Annotated in this window: 14 protein-coding genes and 3 pseudogenes; 4 read left to right on the top strand and 13 right to left on the bottom strand. The window is 59.8% G+C overall.

Going from position 1 to position 17,102, the window contains the following annotated elements; genetic code table 11:
- Nucleotides 1–101 precede the first annotated feature (101 nt).
- From BLT55_RS07905 to BLT55_RS07890, 4 genes are all read right to left on the bottom strand, one after another.
- Complete coding sequence (locus BLT55_RS07905) at nucleotides 102–593, bottom strand: hypothetical protein (protein ID WP_223862751.1); 492 nt, start codon at nucleotides 591–593, stop codon at nucleotides 102–104.
- Between the two features lie 169 nt (nucleotides 594–762).
- Nucleotides 763–1,071, bottom strand: a complete 309-nt coding sequence (locus BLT55_RS07900; RefSeq protein WP_055001474.1) for a putative quinol monooxygenase — start codon at nucleotides 1,069–1,071, stop codon at nucleotides 763–765.
- Between the two features lie 42 nt (nucleotides 1,072–1,113).
- On the bottom strand, nucleotides 1,114–2,298 hold the full coding sequence (locus BLT55_RS07895; protein ID WP_055001473.1) for an L-dopachrome tautomerase-related protein: 1,185 nt from the start codon (nucleotides 2,296–2,298) through the stop codon (nucleotides 1,114–1,116).
- A 515-nt stretch (nucleotides 2,299–2,813) separates the two neighbouring features.
- A complete protein-coding gene (locus tag BLT55_RS07890) occupies nucleotides 2,814–3,794 on the bottom strand; it encodes an aldo/keto reductase (protein WP_055001472.1) in 981 nt (326 codons plus the stop codon).
- Nucleotides 3,795–3,962: 168 nt separating this feature from the next.
- Between BLT55_RS07890 and BLT55_RS07885 the strand changes: the two genes are divergently transcribed.
- Nucleotides 3,963–4,538, top strand: a complete 576-nt coding sequence (locus tag BLT55_RS07885; protein WP_055001471.1) for a TetR/AcrR family transcriptional regulator — start codon at nucleotides 3,963–3,965, stop codon at nucleotides 4,536–4,538.
- Nucleotides 4,539–4,596: 58 nt separating this feature from the next.
- Here the strand turns inward: BLT55_RS07885 and BLT55_RS07880 are convergent, their stop codons facing one another.
- The 3 genes from BLT55_RS07880 to BLT55_RS07870 all read right to left on the bottom strand — a co-directional run bounded on the left by BLT55_RS07880 (nucleotide 4,597) and on the right by BLT55_RS07870 (nucleotide 7,296).
- Nucleotides 4,597–5,571: a 5-oxoprolinase subunit C family protein gene (locus BLT55_RS07880; RefSeq protein ID WP_055001470.1), complete on the bottom strand. Its 975-nt coding sequence runs from the start codon at nucleotides 5,569–5,571 to the stop codon at nucleotides 4,597–4,599.
- Entirely contained in the window at nucleotides 5,568–6,440 is an 873-nt protein-coding gene (locus tag BLT55_RS07875; RefSeq protein ID WP_055001469.1) for a 5-oxoprolinase subunit B family protein, read from the bottom strand. Before BLT55_RS07875 ends, BLT55_RS07880 begins: the two co-directional genes overlap by 4 nt.
- 100 nt (nucleotides 6,441–6,540) lie before the next feature.
- Entirely contained in the window at nucleotides 6,541–7,296 is a 756-nt protein-coding gene (locus BLT55_RS07870) for a 5-oxoprolinase subunit PxpA (RefSeq protein ID WP_055001468.1), read from the bottom strand.
- A gap of 139 nt (nucleotides 7,297–7,435) precedes the next feature.
- Here BLT55_RS07870 and BLT55_RS07865 point away from each other — a divergent pair.
- Nucleotides 7,436–7,690: pseudogene (locus tag BLT55_RS07865) on the top strand (LysR family transcriptional regulator); the annotation flags it as partial.
- On the opposite strand, the pseudogene BLT55_RS07860 reads toward BLT55_RS07865, so the two are convergent.
- The 3 genes and pseudogenes from BLT55_RS07860 to BLT55_RS07850 form a co-directional block, all read right to left on the bottom strand.
- Nucleotides 7,663–8,324: pseudogene (locus BLT55_RS07860) on the bottom strand (AMP-binding protein); the annotation flags it as partial. The pseudogenes BLT55_RS07865 and BLT55_RS07860 sit on opposite strands and share 28 nt — an antisense overlap.
- 154 nt (nucleotides 8,325–8,478) lie before the next feature.
- Nucleotides 8,479–9,927 (bottom strand): aldehyde dehydrogenase, encoded by a 1,449-nt coding sequence (locus tag BLT55_RS07855; RefSeq protein ID WP_055001466.1) that lies wholly within the window; start codon nucleotides 9,925–9,927, stop codon nucleotides 8,479–8,481.
- 99 nt (nucleotides 9,928–10,026) lie between these two features.
- Nucleotides 10,027–10,862, bottom strand: a pseudogene (locus tag BLT55_RS07850) (p-hydroxycinnamoyl CoA hydratase/lyase).
- Between the two features lie 213 nt (nucleotides 10,863–11,075).
- Between BLT55_RS07850 and BLT55_RS07845 the strand changes: the two are divergent.
- The gene (locus tag BLT55_RS07845; RefSeq protein ID WP_007249498.1) at nucleotides 11,076–11,564 is read left to right on the top strand and encodes a MarR family winged helix-turn-helix transcriptional regulator; all 489 of its coding nucleotides are present in this window, start codon (nucleotides 11,076–11,078) and stop codon (nucleotides 11,562–11,564) included.
- Between the two features lie 98 nt (nucleotides 11,565–11,662).
- Here BLT55_RS07845 and BLT55_RS07840 read toward each other — a convergent pair whose 3' ends face one another.
- From BLT55_RS07840 to BLT55_RS07830, 3 genes are all read right to left on the bottom strand, one after another.
- Nucleotides 11,663–12,610, bottom strand: a complete 948-nt coding sequence (locus BLT55_RS07840; RefSeq protein ID WP_055001465.1) for a SphA family protein — start codon at nucleotides 12,608–12,610, stop codon at nucleotides 11,663–11,665.
- An 84-nt stretch (nucleotides 12,611–12,694) separates the two neighbouring features.
- Nucleotides 12,695–13,462 (bottom strand): coniferyl-alcohol dehydrogenase, encoded by a 768-nt coding sequence (locus BLT55_RS07835; RefSeq protein ID WP_055001464.1) that lies wholly within the window; start codon nucleotides 13,460–13,462, stop codon nucleotides 12,695–12,697.
- Between the two features lie 77 nt (nucleotides 13,463–13,539).
- Nucleotides 13,540–15,021, bottom strand: coding sequence for a benzaldehyde dehydrogenase (locus BLT55_RS07830; RefSeq protein WP_055001463.1), 1,482 nt, complete (start codon nucleotides 15,019–15,021; stop codon nucleotides 13,540–13,542).
- A 281-nt stretch (nucleotides 15,022–15,302) separates the two neighbouring features.
- On the opposite strand from BLT55_RS07830, the gene BLT55_RS07825 reads away from it, so the two are divergent.
- Complete coding sequence (locus BLT55_RS07825; RefSeq protein ID WP_055001462.1) at nucleotides 15,303–17,075, top strand: sigma-54-dependent Fis family transcriptional regulator; 1,773 nt, start codon at nucleotides 15,303–15,305, stop codon at nucleotides 17,073–17,075.
- The last annotated feature ends 27 nt before the right edge of the window (nucleotides 17,076–17,102 follow it).

Below are 17,102 nucleotides of genomic sequence, written 5' to 3'. Positions count from 1 at the left end.
CATTGGTCCGGAAAACAAGGCCCGGACAGTACTAAGCCCTGTCTGCTTGAAGAAACCTGCAAACAATGACATTGATAGAAACCACATCACCGTCGAAGTGCTCAGCCTTTCATCGACAACATGGCAGTCTGACTGACCTGATCGTCAGTCATCTGGCCACTGTTCGACGCTTTTTCCAGCGCAGCGCTGGCGGTCATCAGTCCTGCATTCAGTGTCGCCAGAACCGTTTGCAGTGAACCTGCCTTGGCCTGCTTTGCTTGAGGCGAGAGGCTGCTATCTGCCATCACGGCTTGCAACTCGGCGGTTTTTTCAGCAATTTGCTGCTTTAACTCACGAATACGGATCAGCGTGTTTTTGACGTTATCCGGCAGATTGCTTTCTTTGATATCACGGTTCGGGTCGCTCTCGGCAGCAGACTTGTTGAGGCTGGCAGTCGACAGAGAAACTTTCACGCCTTCTGGCGCTACGGCGGTTTGCGAGTTCGTCGAAGACGTGATTGCCTGGTCTGCCAGTTCTGCCGGTTCTGCTTTCGCGGCGTCCTTGAGCAATGACAGCTCATTCCCGGTACGGGTATTGGGGTTGATAGCAAGCACGGAAGTTCTCTCTCAAGTAATGATTGAAACGTGTATCGGCGATGATACCTATCTCTTGAGAGATGTTGCCCGTCATACGTTCGAAGGTGTTTTCACGGCCAGTTCGGGTATACCGCCAAAGCGCTGGAAGTGCCCGACGGGCCCGAACATGCCGGGCCCTGATACGGACTCAGTCTGATACCTGATCAAGAAAAACAAGTTGCGGCGGCTCTGCAAGCAACTCGCTGCTGGCAGCGGCAAACTGTTGATAGTGGGGTGCTGCAACATGGGCATTCAGTGCGGCCTGATCCTTGAAACATTCACGCATGTAGAACGTCCCCGGCTCGTCACGCTGTTCGAACAGCACGTATTCGACATTTCCCGGCTCTGTCCGGGTGGGTGGCACCAGCGCCGATAACGCGTCTTTCAATGCGGACTCTTTGCCCGCTTTGGCTTTCAGTACCGCGATCAAGACCACTTGTTGTGTCGGCGTGCTCATTATCCACTCTCCGCTATTCGATTCAGTTTTGATTCAGTTCGATCAATGCGTCGGCGCGGGCCTGGCGTCGATTTTCACGCGCAGCAGACTGTACGGTTTCTCACGTTTGTCCTGGCCTGCATTAAAACCCGCCTGACGGTGCAACTGATTGACGATGAAATACAGGTATCCGTCCGGACCCACCGACAGCGTGTCCGGCCACAGCATGCGCGGATCGTGCGCGACGGTCTGCCAGACGCCGCTCGGCAGACGCTTGCGAATGGCATTGTGCTCGTAATCACCGGCGTATACAGCGCCGTTTGCATCAGATTCAAGGCCGTCGGAAGCGCCCTTTTCACCCAGATCCTTGACCGCTGCCGCCAGTTGCGGCTCGGTCACCTGGCTATCATTCAGCAGATCGGTGGCGACCGAGTACAGATGACGGCTGGACAAGGGCGAGAAATATAAAGTTTTGCCATCTGCCGACAGCGCGATCCCGTCAGAGGCTACGGTGACAGGCTTGCGCTTTCCGTCCGGGCCTTGACCGAGCACCTGCACGCCTTCCACGACCGGCACGAAATCAGGGTCTGCGGACGTCGCTTTCGCCCCGCTCAACCGCCGCACCGCATGCCCGCTGGCAATGTCCATGACAATGATCGCTCCCGGACCGCTCACCGACGAGTCGGTGACGTAGACCGTTCCCTCCGGGCCTTTGCGAAAGTCGAAACGCATGTCGTTGACATAGGTGCCAGGCAATATGACGTTGTCCGGGAATACCAGCCGTTTGACGATCCGATTGCTGGCCAGGTCAACCGCAACCAGCTTGGCACCACGTGGCCGTGGAGAAGAAAACTCCGGTGCCGCGGTGTCGAGCAGCCAGACGCGGCCCTTGCCATCGGCAACCACGCTTTGCACGCTGATCAAACCGTCACCGGGGTCTTTCGGGTTTTCCTGATTGACGGCCTGATCCGGATAAGCCAACACGTTGCCGTCGCGAATCTCGCCCACCGTAAACGGCACCTTGTCACCCCAGCGAGGGAAGTTGACGAAGATTCGCCCGGTTTCGGACACTGTCACGCCGGTAGGCATCGCATCATAGAAGGCATGAACCTGCTCAAGCGTGCCAATGTGTTTGTCCGCAGGCGCGTTTTCAGGCAGTGCGGTGGCGGTCATGCCATAGGCCAATGAGGTTGCAAGACTGGTTGCCGAAAGGATCGCCAATGCTGCGGACAGGGTTTTTCGATGCATGTTTTTTCTCCTGATGAGCCAGCCAGGCTGTTCATCGACAGGACCAGAGTGTGTAAAAACGTTACGAGCGAAGGTAAGACAAGGCAAAAACAGGCGAAAAAGCGGAGTCTAGGGAGGCGCTGATTTATTCGATTTTTCGTCCCTGCAACGCTCTGGAGGCCTTGATTTATCTGGGGGCAACAGCTGGGTTTTAGAATAAATCAGCGTCTCCCTAGGTGTTCTAAATGAGCATTTTTCGCCTGTTTTTAACGCAGTATTGCCAAGCGCAGTAGTTTTTACACAGTCTGGGACGGTTGGTGCTCACAGCGTGTAATGACGTTCCTCAGGACACGCTGCTCAAGCATGATGGGGTAGACAGGACGGCGGACAGTTTGGTCTTGCTGGTCGCAAAGAAAAACGCGGGGAATACGTTAACACTTTCAACAAAAGATTGAAGATACGTGCTCGTCGGCTTGCCTGAGCGCTAAAAAGCCCGACGATCGGGCTTTTCCCTAGGCTCTGTACGCTATCGATGGTCAAGCAGCTACCGGTAATGACCTTGCCGGGACCGATGGATCCAGAGCACTGAATGCATCGAGTCGCTTGAGCTGCTCGTCGGCCAGAGTCAGTGACAAGGCGCCGAGGTTGTCGACAATCTGCTCGTGCGTACGGGGCCCGATGATCGGCACCGCGCCGTGCGTGCCCGCCCAGGCGATGGCAACCTGACTGGCGCTGACGCCAAGCTCGGCGGCTATTTCAAGGACGGTATCAAGGATCAGCGTACGCTGCGCCGAGTTTTCCGCCTGAAAGACCTTGCCGCCAAAGCCTTCCGCCCGGCCTGTCTCGCCCTGGCGGTATTTGCCGGTCAGCATGCCGCCGCCCAGCGGCGACCAGGTCACGACGCCAAGACCCAGCGCATGCGAGGCCTGGAAAAGATCGGCTTCAGGCTCGCGGTGCACCAGGCTGTGCTCGAACTGCGCTGCCGCGACAGGCAGTGTGCGACTGATCTCGGCCAACGTCACCGCGCGGGCCAGCCGCCATGCCGGGAAGTTGGAAAGCCCGGCGTAAAGAATCTTTCCGGCGCGAGCCAAGTCTTCAAAGCCCCGAATAATCTCTTCCATGGGCGTGACGCCGTCCGGGTGATGCGCCCAGTAGAGATCGATCCGGTCGGTCTTCAAGCGCTTGAGACTTGCCTCCACTGAGATCACCAACGCTTTGCGGCTGTTGCCTGTCGCCAGGCGGTTGGGCGCAGGTGCGGCGCTGTTGGTGAATTTGCTCGCCAGAACGAAATCATCGCGCCGGCCTTGCAGCAACGTACCGAGCAACTCCTCCGACTGACCAAACTGGTAGACGTCCGCGGTATCGATGAAATTGCCGCCCGCATCGGCGTAAGCATTGAAGATCGCCTTGCTGGCGTCCGGGTCGGCGCCGTAACCCCAGCCAGTGCCGAAGTTTCCCGTACCCAGTGCGACCCGGGAAACGCTGAGCCCGGTTTTTCCGAACAGTTGATAGTTCATGCTTGCTGTCTCTCGGTAAAGTCATCGGGAAGCGGCCTGGTGCAAGCAGCGCCGCGGCCGTCAATATAATTACGATCGACATCTTAACTGTCAATCACTTTAATGATGGTCAACATCAATGCTATATTGACAGCCTGTCGAACGGAACAGACGAAAGAGGCAACGCACATGAGAGTCACCAAAGCGCAGGCTCAAGCGAACCGGGCACATATTGTCGAGACGGCAGCCGTCCAGTTTCGCGAGCACGGCTACGACGGTGTCGGGGTGGCGGATCTGATGGCAGCGGCAGGCTTTACCCATGGCGGGTTCTACAAGCACTTCGGTTCAAAATCCGATCTGATGGCTGAGGCGGCGGCCTGCGCGATCTCGCAGACGGCGGAGAAATCGAAGGCTATCGATCCGGTGCAGTTCATCGATTTCTACCTGTCCAGAGAACACCGCGACAACCCCGGAACAGGTTGCACCATGGCTGCGCTCTGCGGCGACGCAGCGCGACAGTCGGTTGATGTCAAACAGACCTTTGCGGACGGCATCGAGCAGATGCTGGCGGCCTTTGCGCCCGCAGATGCTGACGACGCGACACGCCAGCGAGCACGGGCAATCACCATTGATACATTCGCCCATGCGCTCGGCGCGGTACTGCTGTCGCGCAGTTGCCCGGACGACTCACCGCTGGCGGACGAGATACTCGATGTCTGCCGCACCCGATTGCTCAAGCAACTGACGCCCGCGCAGGCCGACTGACGGGCTCGCGAAGAACAGCTGGCAGGACGCTACCCTGGCGCCCTGCCCGCTGATCGCGTCAGGACGCAAACAGCTTGCTCAGGCAGGCGAGTTTCTTTTTGTAGGATTTTCGCGCCAGCAAGGCATCTTCCAGAGTGACCGCAACAAAGCGGGCTTTCTGGTTCGGCTGCATCTGGCCGATCAGGTCAAGGTCGGCGCTGATCACGGTGCCGATCATGGCGTAACCGCCGCCCGAAACGGCATCCCGGTGCAACACGATCGGCTCCAGTCCGGCCGGGACCTGAATCGAACCTATCGGGTAGCAACTGTCGACAATGTTCGAGGGATCGGAGCCTGCGCCGAACGGCTGTTCGCGAGGCTGAAAGGTCAATGCACGGCCACCCTTGAAGCGATAACCGATGCGGTCGGCTTCAGAACCTACCGTCCACGACTCGGAGAAGAAGCTAGTCGCGGCAAACTCGGTCAGACGCTCGTAATACAGGCCCGGCACCACGCGTAGGTAGACCTCGCCGCCCAGCGACTGGCGCAGCGCCATGGGCAAGCTCGCCCCTACCCGCCCCTTGCCGCTGGGAGTGCCTATCGGCAACTGGTCGTCAGCCTCCAGCCTGCGGCCCTGAATACCGCCAAGCGCGCCCAGTGTGTAGGTTGAACGGCTGCCCAGCACCAGCGGCACATCGATACCGCCCGCGACTGCAAGGTAGGTACGCGCACCGTCCTTGGGGAAGTCGAAACGTAATACCTGCCCGGCCTTGACCGAAAAAGCAGTGTCATGGTGCATCTCCACACCGTCCAGACGCGCGGCCATGTGTGCACCACAGACGGCTGCCAGCGTGTCGCACTGAAATTCCAGTTCCGGCCCGACCAGTGTGCACTCCAGCCCTGCGGCGCCTGGCGGATTGCCGACCAGTTGATTGGCCGCACTGAGCGCGTACTGGTCGAGCGCGCCCGACGGTGGAATGCCCAGGTGGTAATAGCCTTCGCGGCCAAGGTCCTGAACTGACGTGGCCAGGCCCGGTTTGATGACCTTGATCATGCCAGCACCTCCTGCAACGATTTGGGATAACCGACCGGATCGGCCAGAAAGGCATCCAGGGAAAACTCGACCGGACGAATGCGCAGATCGAAGCGCCCCGCTTCCACCTCGGCCACGGCACGATCATAAGCCTCACGGTCGACCGGCTTGAATTGCACGATATCGCCCGGCCGGAAAAACACCATGTGCTCTTTCAGGTACGCCAGTTTTTGTTGCGGGTCGTAAATGGGGGCCGGGGTGACGCCGAACATCTGATAACCGCCCGCCCCGCGTACCGAGTAGATACAGCCGAAGCACCCGCCGTGGCCCAGCGTCAATTTCGGCGTGTCAGTGCGCGGACGCAGGTATTTGGGCACCTGCAGCTGACGTTCACGCTCGACCATCTGAAACATGAACGGCAGACCGGCGACAAAACCCACCATCGACACGAACCACGGCGCGCCGCTGTGCGCTGCGATGAAGGCCTCCACATCGGCGAGGTTGTTGATCCGTGCCGCGTACTCCAGATCCGTGGCGCTCGGGTCCTGATGGCGGTCGCGAAAGCGCATCAGGGTTTCGTGAGTCCAAGGATCGTTGTAGAGCACCGGAATCTCGATGATCCGGGTTTGCAGGGTTCGCTCGGCGATCGCCCCGGCCTCGGCTTCGCGTACCGCCTCGAGCAATGCGTGAGGGGCGATACGGTCCGGATCGAAGCGGATCTGAAACGATGCGTTTGCCAGGCACACGTCCAGCACGCCGTCCAGCGCCAGACGCTCGACCGCGCGGGTCACGGCCATGCCGGTGAAAAAAGCCTCCAGCGACATGCTGTCACTGACCTCGGCAAACAAGTGCTCGTCGGCACCAAAGCTGTAGCGAATCGGATCAGCCATGTCTGTTCCTTTTGGAATCGTTGTAGAAAGGCAGGCAAAGATCGGTCAACGGGCTCGTGTGTCTGTGCGCACGATGCCATCAGGATTCAACGTGCGTGATTCACCGTGGCACGCGCACCTCGATGCCGGCCTGGTCCAGCGCGGCCCGCGTGGCTTCGGCGAGTGCCAGGGCTCCAGGCGTGTCGCTGTGCAGGCAGATGGAATCGAACGCGATGGCCAGATCCTGCCCTTCGACCGTCCGCACCAACCCTTGCTGACAGGCACGAACCACACGCGCCGCGTCGTCGGCCGGGTCATGAGCACGCACATTGCGGGTAAACACAATCGAACCACTCAGGTCATAGTCGCGATCTGCATAGAACTCGCGGATCACCGGCTGGCCCAGTTCTTCAGCGATGTTGCAGATTACCGAGCCGGGCATGCAGTAAAGCAGCAAATCAGGCTCCAGTCGTTGCAGGTTTTCCACCAGCAGCCGGGCTGCTTCTTCGTCACGGGCCAGGTGCATATAGAGCGCGCCGTGAGGTTTGAAATGTTGCAGTGGCACACCCTGAACCCGCGCCAGTTCACGCAGGGCGCCCAACTGGTAGAGCATGTCGTCGACCAGTTCCTGCGCCGGGGCATTGATGTGCCGCCGACCGAAACCCACCAGGTCGCGGAAACCGGGGTGCGCACCGATGGCGACACCCAGACGCTTGGCCTGCTCGATCGTGCGGCGCATGGTGCCGGGGTCGCCGGCATGGAAACCGGTGGCGATATTCGCCGAGCTGATGAACGCCATCAGTTCGGTATCCACGCCGTCGCCAATGGTCCATGCGCCAAAACTTTCACCCATGTCCGAGTTGAAATCCACCTGCATGGCGTTGCTCCTGAGGCTATCGAGTTGATGGAAACCACGTTAGATTCACCCTCACCCCTTGGGAAGATCTATTAACAGATACGCTGTCTTCTGAAAAACAGATACTCCGCCAACTGTAATAACGCTGACTGGAGTCACTATGTCCCTGACCCTGCGCCAGGTTCGCTATTTCGTTGCAACCGCCGAGATCGGGCAGATTTCGCAGGCGGCCATTCACCTGAATATCTCCCAGTCGGCCGTCACCACGGCAATTAAGGAACTGGAAGGCATGCTCGGCACGCTGTTGTTTCAGCGCTCGGCGCAAGGCATGAGCCTGACCGAAGCCGGCCGGCACTTTCTCAATCGCGCCTACGTGATTCTGCGCAGCGTCGACGATGCGCTGAACAGCCCGCAGGCCTGAAAAGCGGCCTCGGCTTCCGGGCCACCCGCCTCTTCGAGCAGGCTGGTGAAACTCGCCTGTCGCCGGCCGCTCAATCGGCCGCGCACCGTAATGATCGGTGTGTCGGCTGGAATCACCGCATCGATCGCGCGCTGGAAAGGCGCTGCATCGCTGACGAAAATCAGGCCTGGCTGCAATACATCGCAGACGTGGCGTAATTTGGCAAAATCCTGAGAAGGACCGAATAGGCCGGTGAAATCGGGCAATACGGAATCCCGGCGTACATCGCCCCCAGCGCAATCTGTAAATGCTCGATGTCGTTGCCCGACAGCAGCGCGAGCGGTCTTTCGGCTGACAGGCCGTATGTGAGCAAACCCTGGGCAATGGCCCGGACGTCGATCAACATGTCGGCATAGTTGACCTTGCGCCATCCGCCGAAACTGTCGCGGGCGGCAATGAAGGTCTGTTGCGGGCGAACGCTGGCCCAATGCACCAGGCGTTCGAGCAATCGCTCGGGGTATTCGGCGAGCGGCTCAAGCGAGCGCATGTGCACAATACCCTGCTCTTCGCGGACCTCGATGGCCGGGTGGCCGATGGCGACCTCACGGTAACGGGGCTCGCGGGATGATGATCTGATTTCGGAACTCACGTGCGTTCTCTCCATCAAGGCGCGCATTCGCCGGACAACACCTGGCCGTCGGGGGATGAGCGCAGCAGCGCCGGGCTGCGGCCTTGTTATTGTTATGCGTGGCTCACTGACAATAACGCATTGGCTACAAGACGTGCTGTCAGTGCAGGGAATATCAGATCGGGTAGTGTCGCGGGCCGTTTTGCAAGGTCACCCAACGCAACTGGGTGAACTGCTCGATCGAGGCCTTGCCGCCAAAGCTGCCATAGCCGCTGGACTTGACCCCGCCGAACGGCATGTGCGCCTCGTCGTGGACGGTCGGCCCGTTGATGTGGCAAATGCCCGACTCGACCCGCTGGGCCAGTGCCAGTGCGCGGCCGGTGTCGCGGCTGAATATTGCCGCAGCCAGACCGAACTCCGAATCATTGGCCAGGCGCAGCAGCGCTTCGTCCCCTTCCCCGCGAATCATGACGGCGACTGGCCCAAACGATTCTTCGCGGTACAGGCGCATGCGATCCGTTACCCCGTCGAGCAGCGTCGGTTGCAGAATGCTGCCCTGCAACTGGCCGCCTGCCACCAGCGTGGCTCCCAGACCGACCGCATCGTCGATAAGCGCCTTGATACGCGTGCCGGCGCCGACATCCACCAGCGACCCCAGTACCGAATCACTGTCATGCGGATCGCCAGCCCGCAGGGTTTCGACCTTGGCTGCCAGTTTGGCCAGAAAGCGGTCCGCAACCTTCTGATCGACGATCAGGCGCTCGGTCGACATGCAGATCTGGCCCTGATTGAAATAAGCGCTGAATGCCGCCGCTTCGACCGCTGCATCCAGATCGGCGTCGTCCAGTACCAGAAAGGGTGCCTTGCCGCCCAGTTCCAGCAGTGCAGGCTTCAGAAGACGGGCCGCCAGTTCACCAACGATGCGCCCGGCATGGGTGGACCCGGTGAAATTGACCCGGCGCACCGCAGGATTGGCGATCAACCTTTCGACAATCGCTGCAGCATCAGCCGGCGCGTTGCTGATCACGTTGACCACCCCGTCCCCGAGCCCGGCATCCTGCAACACCTGGCCAATCAGCCGATGCACGGCCGGACTCATCTCCGAGGCTTTGAGCACCACGGTATTGCCACACGCCAACGGCATGGCGATGGCCCGAGTGGCAAGAATCACCGGCGCATTCCACGGTGCGATGCCGAGCACTACGCCGCAGGGTTGGCGTAAAGCCATGGCAAAACTGCCGGGAACGTTGGAAGGAATCACCTCGCCGACGATCTGGGTGGTCATCGACGCCGCTTCACGCAACATACTGGCCGCCAACTGCACGTTGAAGGCGTACCAGTTGGCCATCGCTCCGGTTTCTCCAGCAGCGGCTATGAAATCGGCACTGCGGGCATGCAATTGCTCGGCAGCCTTGAGCAAGCGGTGACGACGCTCACCGGGCGCCAGAGCCGCCCAGCCCGGAAATGCAGCCTGAGCCGCAGCCACCGCAGCGTCCGCATCCTCAAGCGTCGCAGCCGCCACCCGCGACACTACCTCGCCGGTTACCGGGTTACAGCGGTCAAACGTACGTCCGTCACGCGCCGGGCACGACCGGCCGCCAATCAACAGGGGCACATCCAGCATGGGTGATTCCTCATTATTGTTTTGGGAGCAGCGGTAAGACTCTAGCTGCAAGCTCAAAAGCAACCGCAAGCTAAAAGCTAAAAGCTCAAAGTTCAAAGCTCAAAGCTCCCGCTTATAGGTCTCCAACCCGGGCTTGATGCTTTTGTCATCCAGGAACTGCTTCATCCCTTGTTCACGACCGCCTTCCTTGTCCAGCAGGCGCGACTGGTCGAGTTTGGCGTACAGGTAATCTTCGTTCTGTTCCCAGGTCAGTTCGCGGCAACGTTTGAAGCCATGCTTGGCGGCACGCAGCACTACCGGGTTCTTTTCGAGCAGGTTGAGTGCCAGATCGATGGTCACCTGACGCAACTGTGCAAGCGGTACGCTTTCATTGACCAGCCCCATCTCGGCGGCTTTCTTACCGTCGAAGGTCTTGCCGGTCATGATGTAGTACAACGACTGGCGATGCCCTACGGTGTCGGCCATTGCCTTGCTCACCAGATTGCCCGGCGGAATGCCCCAGTTGATTTCCGACAGGCCGAAGGTTGCCTCATCGGCGCAGATCGCCAGGTCACAGGCAACCAGCGGGCTGAAGCCACCGCCGAAGCACCAGCCGTTGACCATGGCGATGGTCGGCTTGGCGTACATGCGCAGCAGTTTCCACTGCCATTGGGAAGCTTCGCGGCGGATCTTTTCCTGAAGGATTTCCGGACCGGCGTCCACTTCCCGAAAGTATTCTTTGAGGTCCATTCCGGCAGTCCAGGCCTCCCCCGCACCGGTCAATACCAAAACACCTGCATCAGGGTCCTGCTCGAGGGTTTCCAGCACATCGATCATTTCCCGGTTGAGGGTCGGGCTCATGGCGTTGCGTTTTCCGGCCGGTTGAGAATGACCCACGCGATGCCCTGTTCGATCTCGACCCTGACGGTTGTCCAGCGACCTTCGTAATGGTTCATGGCAGTGCTCTCTTATTCTTGATTGTGGAGATGACTTCAAATTAGGCGGCAAATATAGTTATGTCAATTAACTATTAGTCATGTAAAGTAAATTCTTGGCACTCCGCCCAAATATCCCGGTCACACTTCTGCACGTTCGATAGCCATCATCTGCCAACCTCGGCAAACTGCACGGCTGACCCGTTAAACACTTAGCAAAAGGACCGCTTCTCAATGGCCAAGCCATCCGACCTCGACGACGTCTGCCAGGCTACCGCACTGATTGAAGAGGCTTCGCCGCCCACGGATTCTGCTCTGGACGACCTGATCGGTTATGCCATGCGGCGGGCGCAACTCAAGCTTTTCCAGAACCTGATCGGGCGCCTTTCAGCGCACGATCTGCGACCTGCACAGTTTTCAGCATTGGCTATCATCGAACAGAACCCCGGCCTGATGCAGGCTGACCTCGCCAAGGCGCTGGCGATCGAGCCGCCGCAAGTCGTGCCGTTGCTCAACAAGCTCGAAAGCCGCGCACTGGCCGTGCGGGTACGCTGCAAGCCAGACAAACGCTCATACGGCATATTTCTCAGCAAGACCGGCGAAACGTTGCTGCGCGAACTGAAACAGATCGCCATCGACAGCGATCTGGATTCCACCTCGGCGCTGAATGATCAGGAACGCCAGGACCTGCTCCGGCTGCTGAAAAAGGTCTACCAGTCATAAACAGTCCGAATACCTCTCGCGCCAGCGCATTACAGGCGCCACTGGCGTGAGACGCGAGAGGTACAACCGTGCGTTGGCAGAAGAGTCCTGCATGACCGCTACAACCTGTGCAGGAAGTTCAGCACCAGTTTGTTGCCTTCGGTACGGTTTTGCGCACCCTGTTCGAAGTAGCTGTTGACCGACAGCACGTTCTCTTTGCTGAACGAATAGAGAAAGCCCGGCCCGATGGCCCAGACTTTTTCCTTGCGACCGCTGACGTCATGGCCGTCCACCTGAGTATCGGTGAACTGCTTGAGCCAGTAGCTGTTCAGTCCCAGGGACAATTGCTCGGTTACCGCATATTGCAAAGTCAGGTTGGCATGCAGTGCCTGACCGGCCTGGGTGTCGGAGACGTTACCGAAACCTGCCTGCGGGTCATCGTTCTTGCCGTTCCACAAGTACATGAAGCGACCGCTGGCTGACCATTTTGGCGAAAACCAGTAGGTCGCGGCGTAGTACGGGTTAAACGACCAGAAGTTGCTGCCAGGGTTGATCGAACGGTTACGGTTATAAGCACCCACCGGCACCGCAATATCCGCCTCGATCCGCTGGGCCAACAAGGGGCTGCCGTCGGCGCGCGTCAGGGTGGGCAGTTGCAGAAACGGGCCGATCACCACGTCGCCAAACCCGGCACGCGAACTCAACACCGTATTGTCCAGCCCATCGTCCACATCGACATGGGCCAGTGAGGTGTTGATCGCGGTGATCCCCGGCATCGCGCCGTTGGCCAGCGGCTGGCCGACATAGATGATCTGCGTCGTCATTGCCAGAACATCGACGTCTTGTTTCGGAAGTTGCAGTTTATTGCCGTTGACGTCGTTGAAACGGTCGGCTCTGGACGCAACGAGGTATTCCTCCAGATACCAGCCCGGCCCCGCCGGGGCTGGCGATCCGTCGTAGAAACTGGTGCTGCCCAGGTTAAGGCCAGGCAAGTCATAGGCAAAAGCGGTGGCTGACAAGGTGGCGAGTGAAACGGTCGCAACGGTACGCAAGATAGACGTCTGCATCTTGTGATTCCTGTATTTATTGTTGTTATTTTCCAGAGCCCCGGCGTCGCGACCGCGCCGCCGGGGTGACAACCGACATCGTTATTACACGTAGGACGCGGCCAGCCCTCCGTCTACCGGCAAGTTGACACCATTGATCCAGCGCGCCCCGTCCGAGCAGAGAAAGGCGATCACCGCCGCCACTTCATCGGCCAGCGCCGGTCGCTTTATGTGCAGGCTGTCGCGTACGATTCGTGCTTCGCCGACCATGCTCATAAAGTCGCCCAGAATCGGCGTGAACACCGGCCCCGGTGCGACGCAGTTGACCCTGACGTCCTGTTCGCGAAACCACTCCTGCGCCTGCTGAAAGCTCCAGACAATCAGCGCCTCTTTGAAATACTGGTAGCAACTGTCCTGCGCGACAGGATTGGCCGCCAGCCACTTCTGCCCCTCGCTGTAGCTTGCAGTGGCAGCCAGCGCCTTGTGCAGTTCGAGACGCTCGGCCCATTGCGAACCGAGTACCGAGGAGACGTTGACGATGCTGCCGCCCGGCGCCATGCGTGGCAGCAGGCGTTGGGTCAGATGCCGCAAGCCGAGGTAGTTGATCTCGGCCACCGCCTTGACCGGCGCGGTGCCGGGTACGCCGGCAATGTTGCACAGCCCGTCAATCTGCCTGGGCAGACGCTCGATCAGCGCATCGATGCTGTCCGGGTCGCCGAGATCGGCCTGAAAGAAACCGTCCACGGTCAGCTGCGGTTCGTGACGGTCGATGCCAATGACTTTGGCGCCCTGGAAGCGCGCCAGGCGCGCTACCTCGGCGCCAATGCCGGATGACACGCCAGTGATGATCAGTGTTTTGCTGTTCAGGTTCATAATCACGCGCTCTTATTGTTGTTTTGAATCACGTCTTGTTTGAAACATCTTCTCTGAAACACGGGCTGCGATGGCGCTCAGAACGGATAAGTCGGAGCCTTCTGCTTGATCGTCACCCACTGCCACTGGCTGTACTCGTCCCAGTCCGAAGGGCTGCCGGCGCTGCCACCATTGCCCGACGCACCACGGCCGCCGAATGAGTTGATGCATTCGTCGGCCACGGTCTGGTCATTGATGTGCAGCATGCCGCACCTGAGGCGGTCGCCAATTGCCATGGCACGCCCCACATCAGGCGAGATGACGGCGGCTGCCAGACCGTATTCAGAGCGATTGGCCAATTCGATGGCTTCTTCATCGGAGGCGAAGCTGGCGACGACGGCCACCGGCCCGAATATTTCCTCGTCGAAGGCGCGCATACCCGGCTTCACGCCGCTGAGCACGGTCGGCCGGTAGAACAGGCCTTCGTATTCGCCGCCGGTTTCCAACTGAGCGCCGGCGTGCAGGCTGTCATTGATCACCTGCTGAACATGCTGCAACTGACGCTGGTTAATCATCGGCCCCAGCGCGGCTTCGCCACGCGCCGCATTGCCCACCGTCAGCGCGCGTGCCTTGTCCGCCAGCTTGCGAGTCAGGCTGGCAGCGATTGATTCGTGAACCAGAATCAAACCGGTCGCCATGCAGATCTGCCCCTGATGCAGCCAGGCACCGAACGCTGCGTTGCTGGCAGCCAGATCCAGGTCGGCGTCTTCGAGAATGATCAGCGGATTTTTACCGCCCAGTTCCAGCGACACCTTTTTCAGATTGCGCCCGGCGACTTCGGCGACTTTACGGCCTGCGCCAGTCGAGCCGGTAAAAGTGATCATTTGCACATTGGCGTCACGACACAGCGCTTCGCCCGCGTCCGCCGCACCCGGCAGAACATGCAGCAAGCCTTTGGGCAGACCGGCTTCCTCGAACAACCGGGCAATCAGAAACCCGCCGCTGACCGGGGTCTGCGGATCAGGTTTGAGCACCACCGCATTGCCGGCGGCCAGCGCCGGGGCCACCGAGCGCAGGGACAACACCAGAGGGAAATTGAACGGCGAGATGACCCCGACCACGCCATGCGCCACCCGGCGTGCATAGGACAGACGGCCTGCCGCGCTGGGCAGCATCAGGCCGTGACCCTGTGCCTGCGACAGCATGCCCGCCGCCTGGCGCAGCAGCACGATGCATTCGTTCACTTCATGCTGCCCCTTGTGCAGGCTGCCGCCCGTTTCGCGGGCCACATACAGCGACAATTCATCGTAGGCACAGACCGCATGATCAGCGGCGAGGAGAAAGATTTCGGCCTTCTCACGCGGCCCCATCGCCGCCCATGCGGGCTGGGCCAGTGCGGCCTCGCGGCAGGCAACCGCAATATCGGCAGCATCGGCCATGGCAGTGTTCATCAGCAGCTCGCCGGTGGCCGGTTCGATGACCGGCAAGCCAGGTGCGGAAGAAGGAATCCAGCTGCCATTGAAGACGCATTCGGCTTCAATGGCGCGTTGCAGCAAAGGGGTGGCATCAGACGCTGACATGTTCAGACTCCGGTTTTTATGGTTTTAATCGCCTGCACCCGTTCAATTGGAAAGCACGCGCCGTCCCTCATCAAGAGCAAAGCCTGTGCCGGGATTGCAACGACTTTGTCATATATAGGCTAGACAGCTCTGGATCGGGCCTTTGCGCTGCATGCCAACTGCTGACAAGACCAAAAGACTCCGCAGAATGCCTTGCAGGCTTGTTCATTTGATAAAGCCATGCTTAATGAACTGCACGTCACATGATCATTTGAATACTATCGCCCGTCCGAGGCCAGACCATGAACGCTCCGCACTGCCAATTGCCCGATCACAGCGTTGCCACCGAACACTTCTCGCCGCGAGGCGACAGCAGACAGCCGGACGTCAGCGGTTCGCCTACCGCCGAAGAGCTGACCCACTGCCTGTTTTTCTCGCCCGAAGACGGCCGCATCTGGCTTAACGATCAGCGCATGTTGTTGCTCCACAGCTCATCGTTCGGCAACCTGCGCCGCGAAATCATCGAACGTCTTGGCAGCGAGCCGGCACGCGGAATGTTTACCCGGGCCGGTTATCTGTCCGGCGCGCGGGATGCACGATTGATTCGTGAGCGCTGGCCACTGGCCGATGCCACCTCGGCGTTTCGCGCCGGAACGCACTTGCACACCCTCGAAGGCATGACCAAGGTCGAGCCACTGCATTTCAAATTCGATGCTGAATCCGGGTTTTACGAAGGGGAATTTCTCTGGCATCACTCCTGCGAAGCGGACGAGCACATAGCGGCCTATGGCATCGCGCAAGACCCGGTTTGCTGGACCGAAATCGGCTATGCCATCGGCTTCGTCAGCGGCCTGTTCGGGCAGATGGTGATCTTTCGGGAGATCGAGTGCCGTGGCATGGGCCACGCCAACTGCCGGGTGGTCGGCAAGACCGCAGAGCAATGGGGGGATGTCGAACGTGACCTGAGTTACCTGAATGTCGTGAACTCGACCAGTCCTGCGCAAACAGGGGGGCTGGCCAGCGCTCCTGACGACGCAGGTGCTGCCACGCCTGCCGACCAGAACCTGATTGGCGCCAGCGCCGCATTCACTGCGGCCACTCAGGCCTTGCAGCGCGTGGCGATGACGCCGGCAACGGTGCTGATCAGCGGCGAGTCGGGCGTCGGCAAGGAAATGTTCGCTCGCCAGTTGCATCAGCTTAGTCGTCAGCAGAATGGGCCTTTCATTGCGCTGAACTGCGCGGCCATTCCGGACAACCTGATCGAGGCGGAGCTGTTCGGCGTCGAGCGCGGTGCCTACACCGGCGCGACCCATTCAAGGCCTGGGCGCTTCGAGCGCGCAAACGGCGGCACGCTGTTCCTCGATGAAATCACTTCCCTGAGCCTGGCCGGGCAAAGCAAGCTGCTGCGCGCCTTGCAGGAGCGCGAGATCGAACGCGTCGGCGGCGGGCACGGCATCAAGGTCAACGTTCGCGTGGTGGCAGCGACCAATGTCGACCTGCGCAAGGCCGTGGCCAGCGGCGATTTTCGCGAAGACTTGTTCTACCGGCTGAACGTCTACCCCATCGCCCTGCCCCCGCTGCGCGAGCGTCGTGATGACATTCCGCTGCTGATCAGTGCATTTCTCAAACGGTTCTGTCGGGAATACGACAGGACCCCGGCTGGCTTGACCATGCGCGCCCTGAAAACTCTGGTCCGCTATGAGTTCGCCGGCAACGTGCGGGAATTGCAGAATCTGATCGAACGCGGCCTGATCGCCAGCGATGAAGGCCAGGCTATCGATCTGGTGCATATCTTCCGCAACGAATCCCTGCCTGTGGATTCCTACTCGCTGAACCACGATGGCGCACTTTCGCAGGCGACAGGGGCCGTTACACGATTGAAGGTCGACGAGCCGCTACTGGATACGCTGAGCGAATTGGAGAACGCGTTCTCCATCGACGATCTCGAGCGACGCTTGATCGATGAAGCCCTGCAAAAAAGCGAGGGCAACCTGGCGGCGGCCTCTCGCTTGTTGGGACTGAGTCGCGCCCAGTTCGCCTATCGCCTGAAAAAGCACCGGTTCAAGACGGCATGAACGGCACCCGGCGTTGCGCAGCCGGAA

Origin of the sequence: Pseudomonas cannabina (assembly GCF_900100365.1) — a bacterium.
Lineage (GTDB): Bacteria > Pseudomonadota > Gammaproteobacteria > Pseudomonadales > Pseudomonadaceae > Aquipseudomonas > Aquipseudomonas cannabina.
Note: the sequence above shows the minus strand (reverse complement) of the source record. Positions and strands in the feature narration are given on the sequence as shown.

Bases quoted from the DNA above. Each gene is read 5' to 3' on its own strand.
- BLT55_RS07900 (WP_055001474.1), bottom strand. From the start codon at position 1,071: ATGAGCACGCCGACACAACAAGTGGTCTTGATCGCGGTACTGAAAGCC.
- BLT55_RS07895 (WP_055001473.1), bottom strand. From the start codon at position 2,298: ATGCATCGAAAAACCCTGTCCGCAGCATTGGCGATCCTTTCGGCAACC.
- BLT55_RS07890 (WP_055001472.1), bottom strand. From the start codon at position 3,794: ATGAACTATCAACTGTTCGGAAAAACCGGGCTCAGCGTTTCCCGGGTC.
- BLT55_RS07885 (WP_055001471.1), top strand. From the start codon at position 3,963: ATGAGAGTCACCAAAGCGCAGGCTCAAGCGAACCGGGCACATATTGTC.
- BLT55_RS07880 (WP_055001470.1), bottom strand. From the start codon at position 5,571: ATGATCAAGGTCATCAAACCGGGCCTGGCCACGTCAGTTCAGGACCTT.
- BLT55_RS07875 (WP_055001469.1), bottom strand. From the start codon at position 6,440: ATGGCTGATCCGATTCGCTACAGCTTTGGTGCCGACGAGCACTTGTTT.
- BLT55_RS07870 (WP_055001468.1), bottom strand. From the start codon at position 7,296: ATGCAGGTGGATTTCAACTCGGACATGGGTGAAAGTTTTGGCGCATGG.
- BLT55_RS07855 (WP_055001466.1), bottom strand. From the start codon at position 9,927: ATGCTGGATGTGCCCCTGTTGATTGGCGGCCGGTCGTGCCCGGCGCGT.
- BLT55_RS07845 (WP_007249498.1), top strand. From the start codon at position 11,076: ATGGCCAAGCCATCCGACCTCGACGACGTCTGCCAGGCTACCGCACTG.
- BLT55_RS07840 (WP_055001465.1), bottom strand. From the start codon at position 12,610: ATGCAGACGTCTATCTTGCGTACCGTTGCGACCGTTTCACTCGCCACC.
- BLT55_RS07835 (WP_055001464.1), bottom strand. From the start codon at position 13,462: ATGAACCTGAACAGCAAAACACTGATCATCACTGGCGTGTCATCCGGC.
- BLT55_RS07830 (WP_055001463.1), bottom strand. From the start codon at position 15,021: ATGTCAGCGTCTGATGCCACCCCTTTGCTGCAACGCGCCATTGAAGCC.
- BLT55_RS07825 (WP_055001462.1), top strand. From the start codon at position 15,303: ATGAACGCTCCGCACTGCCAATTGCCCGATCACAGCGTTGCCACCGAA.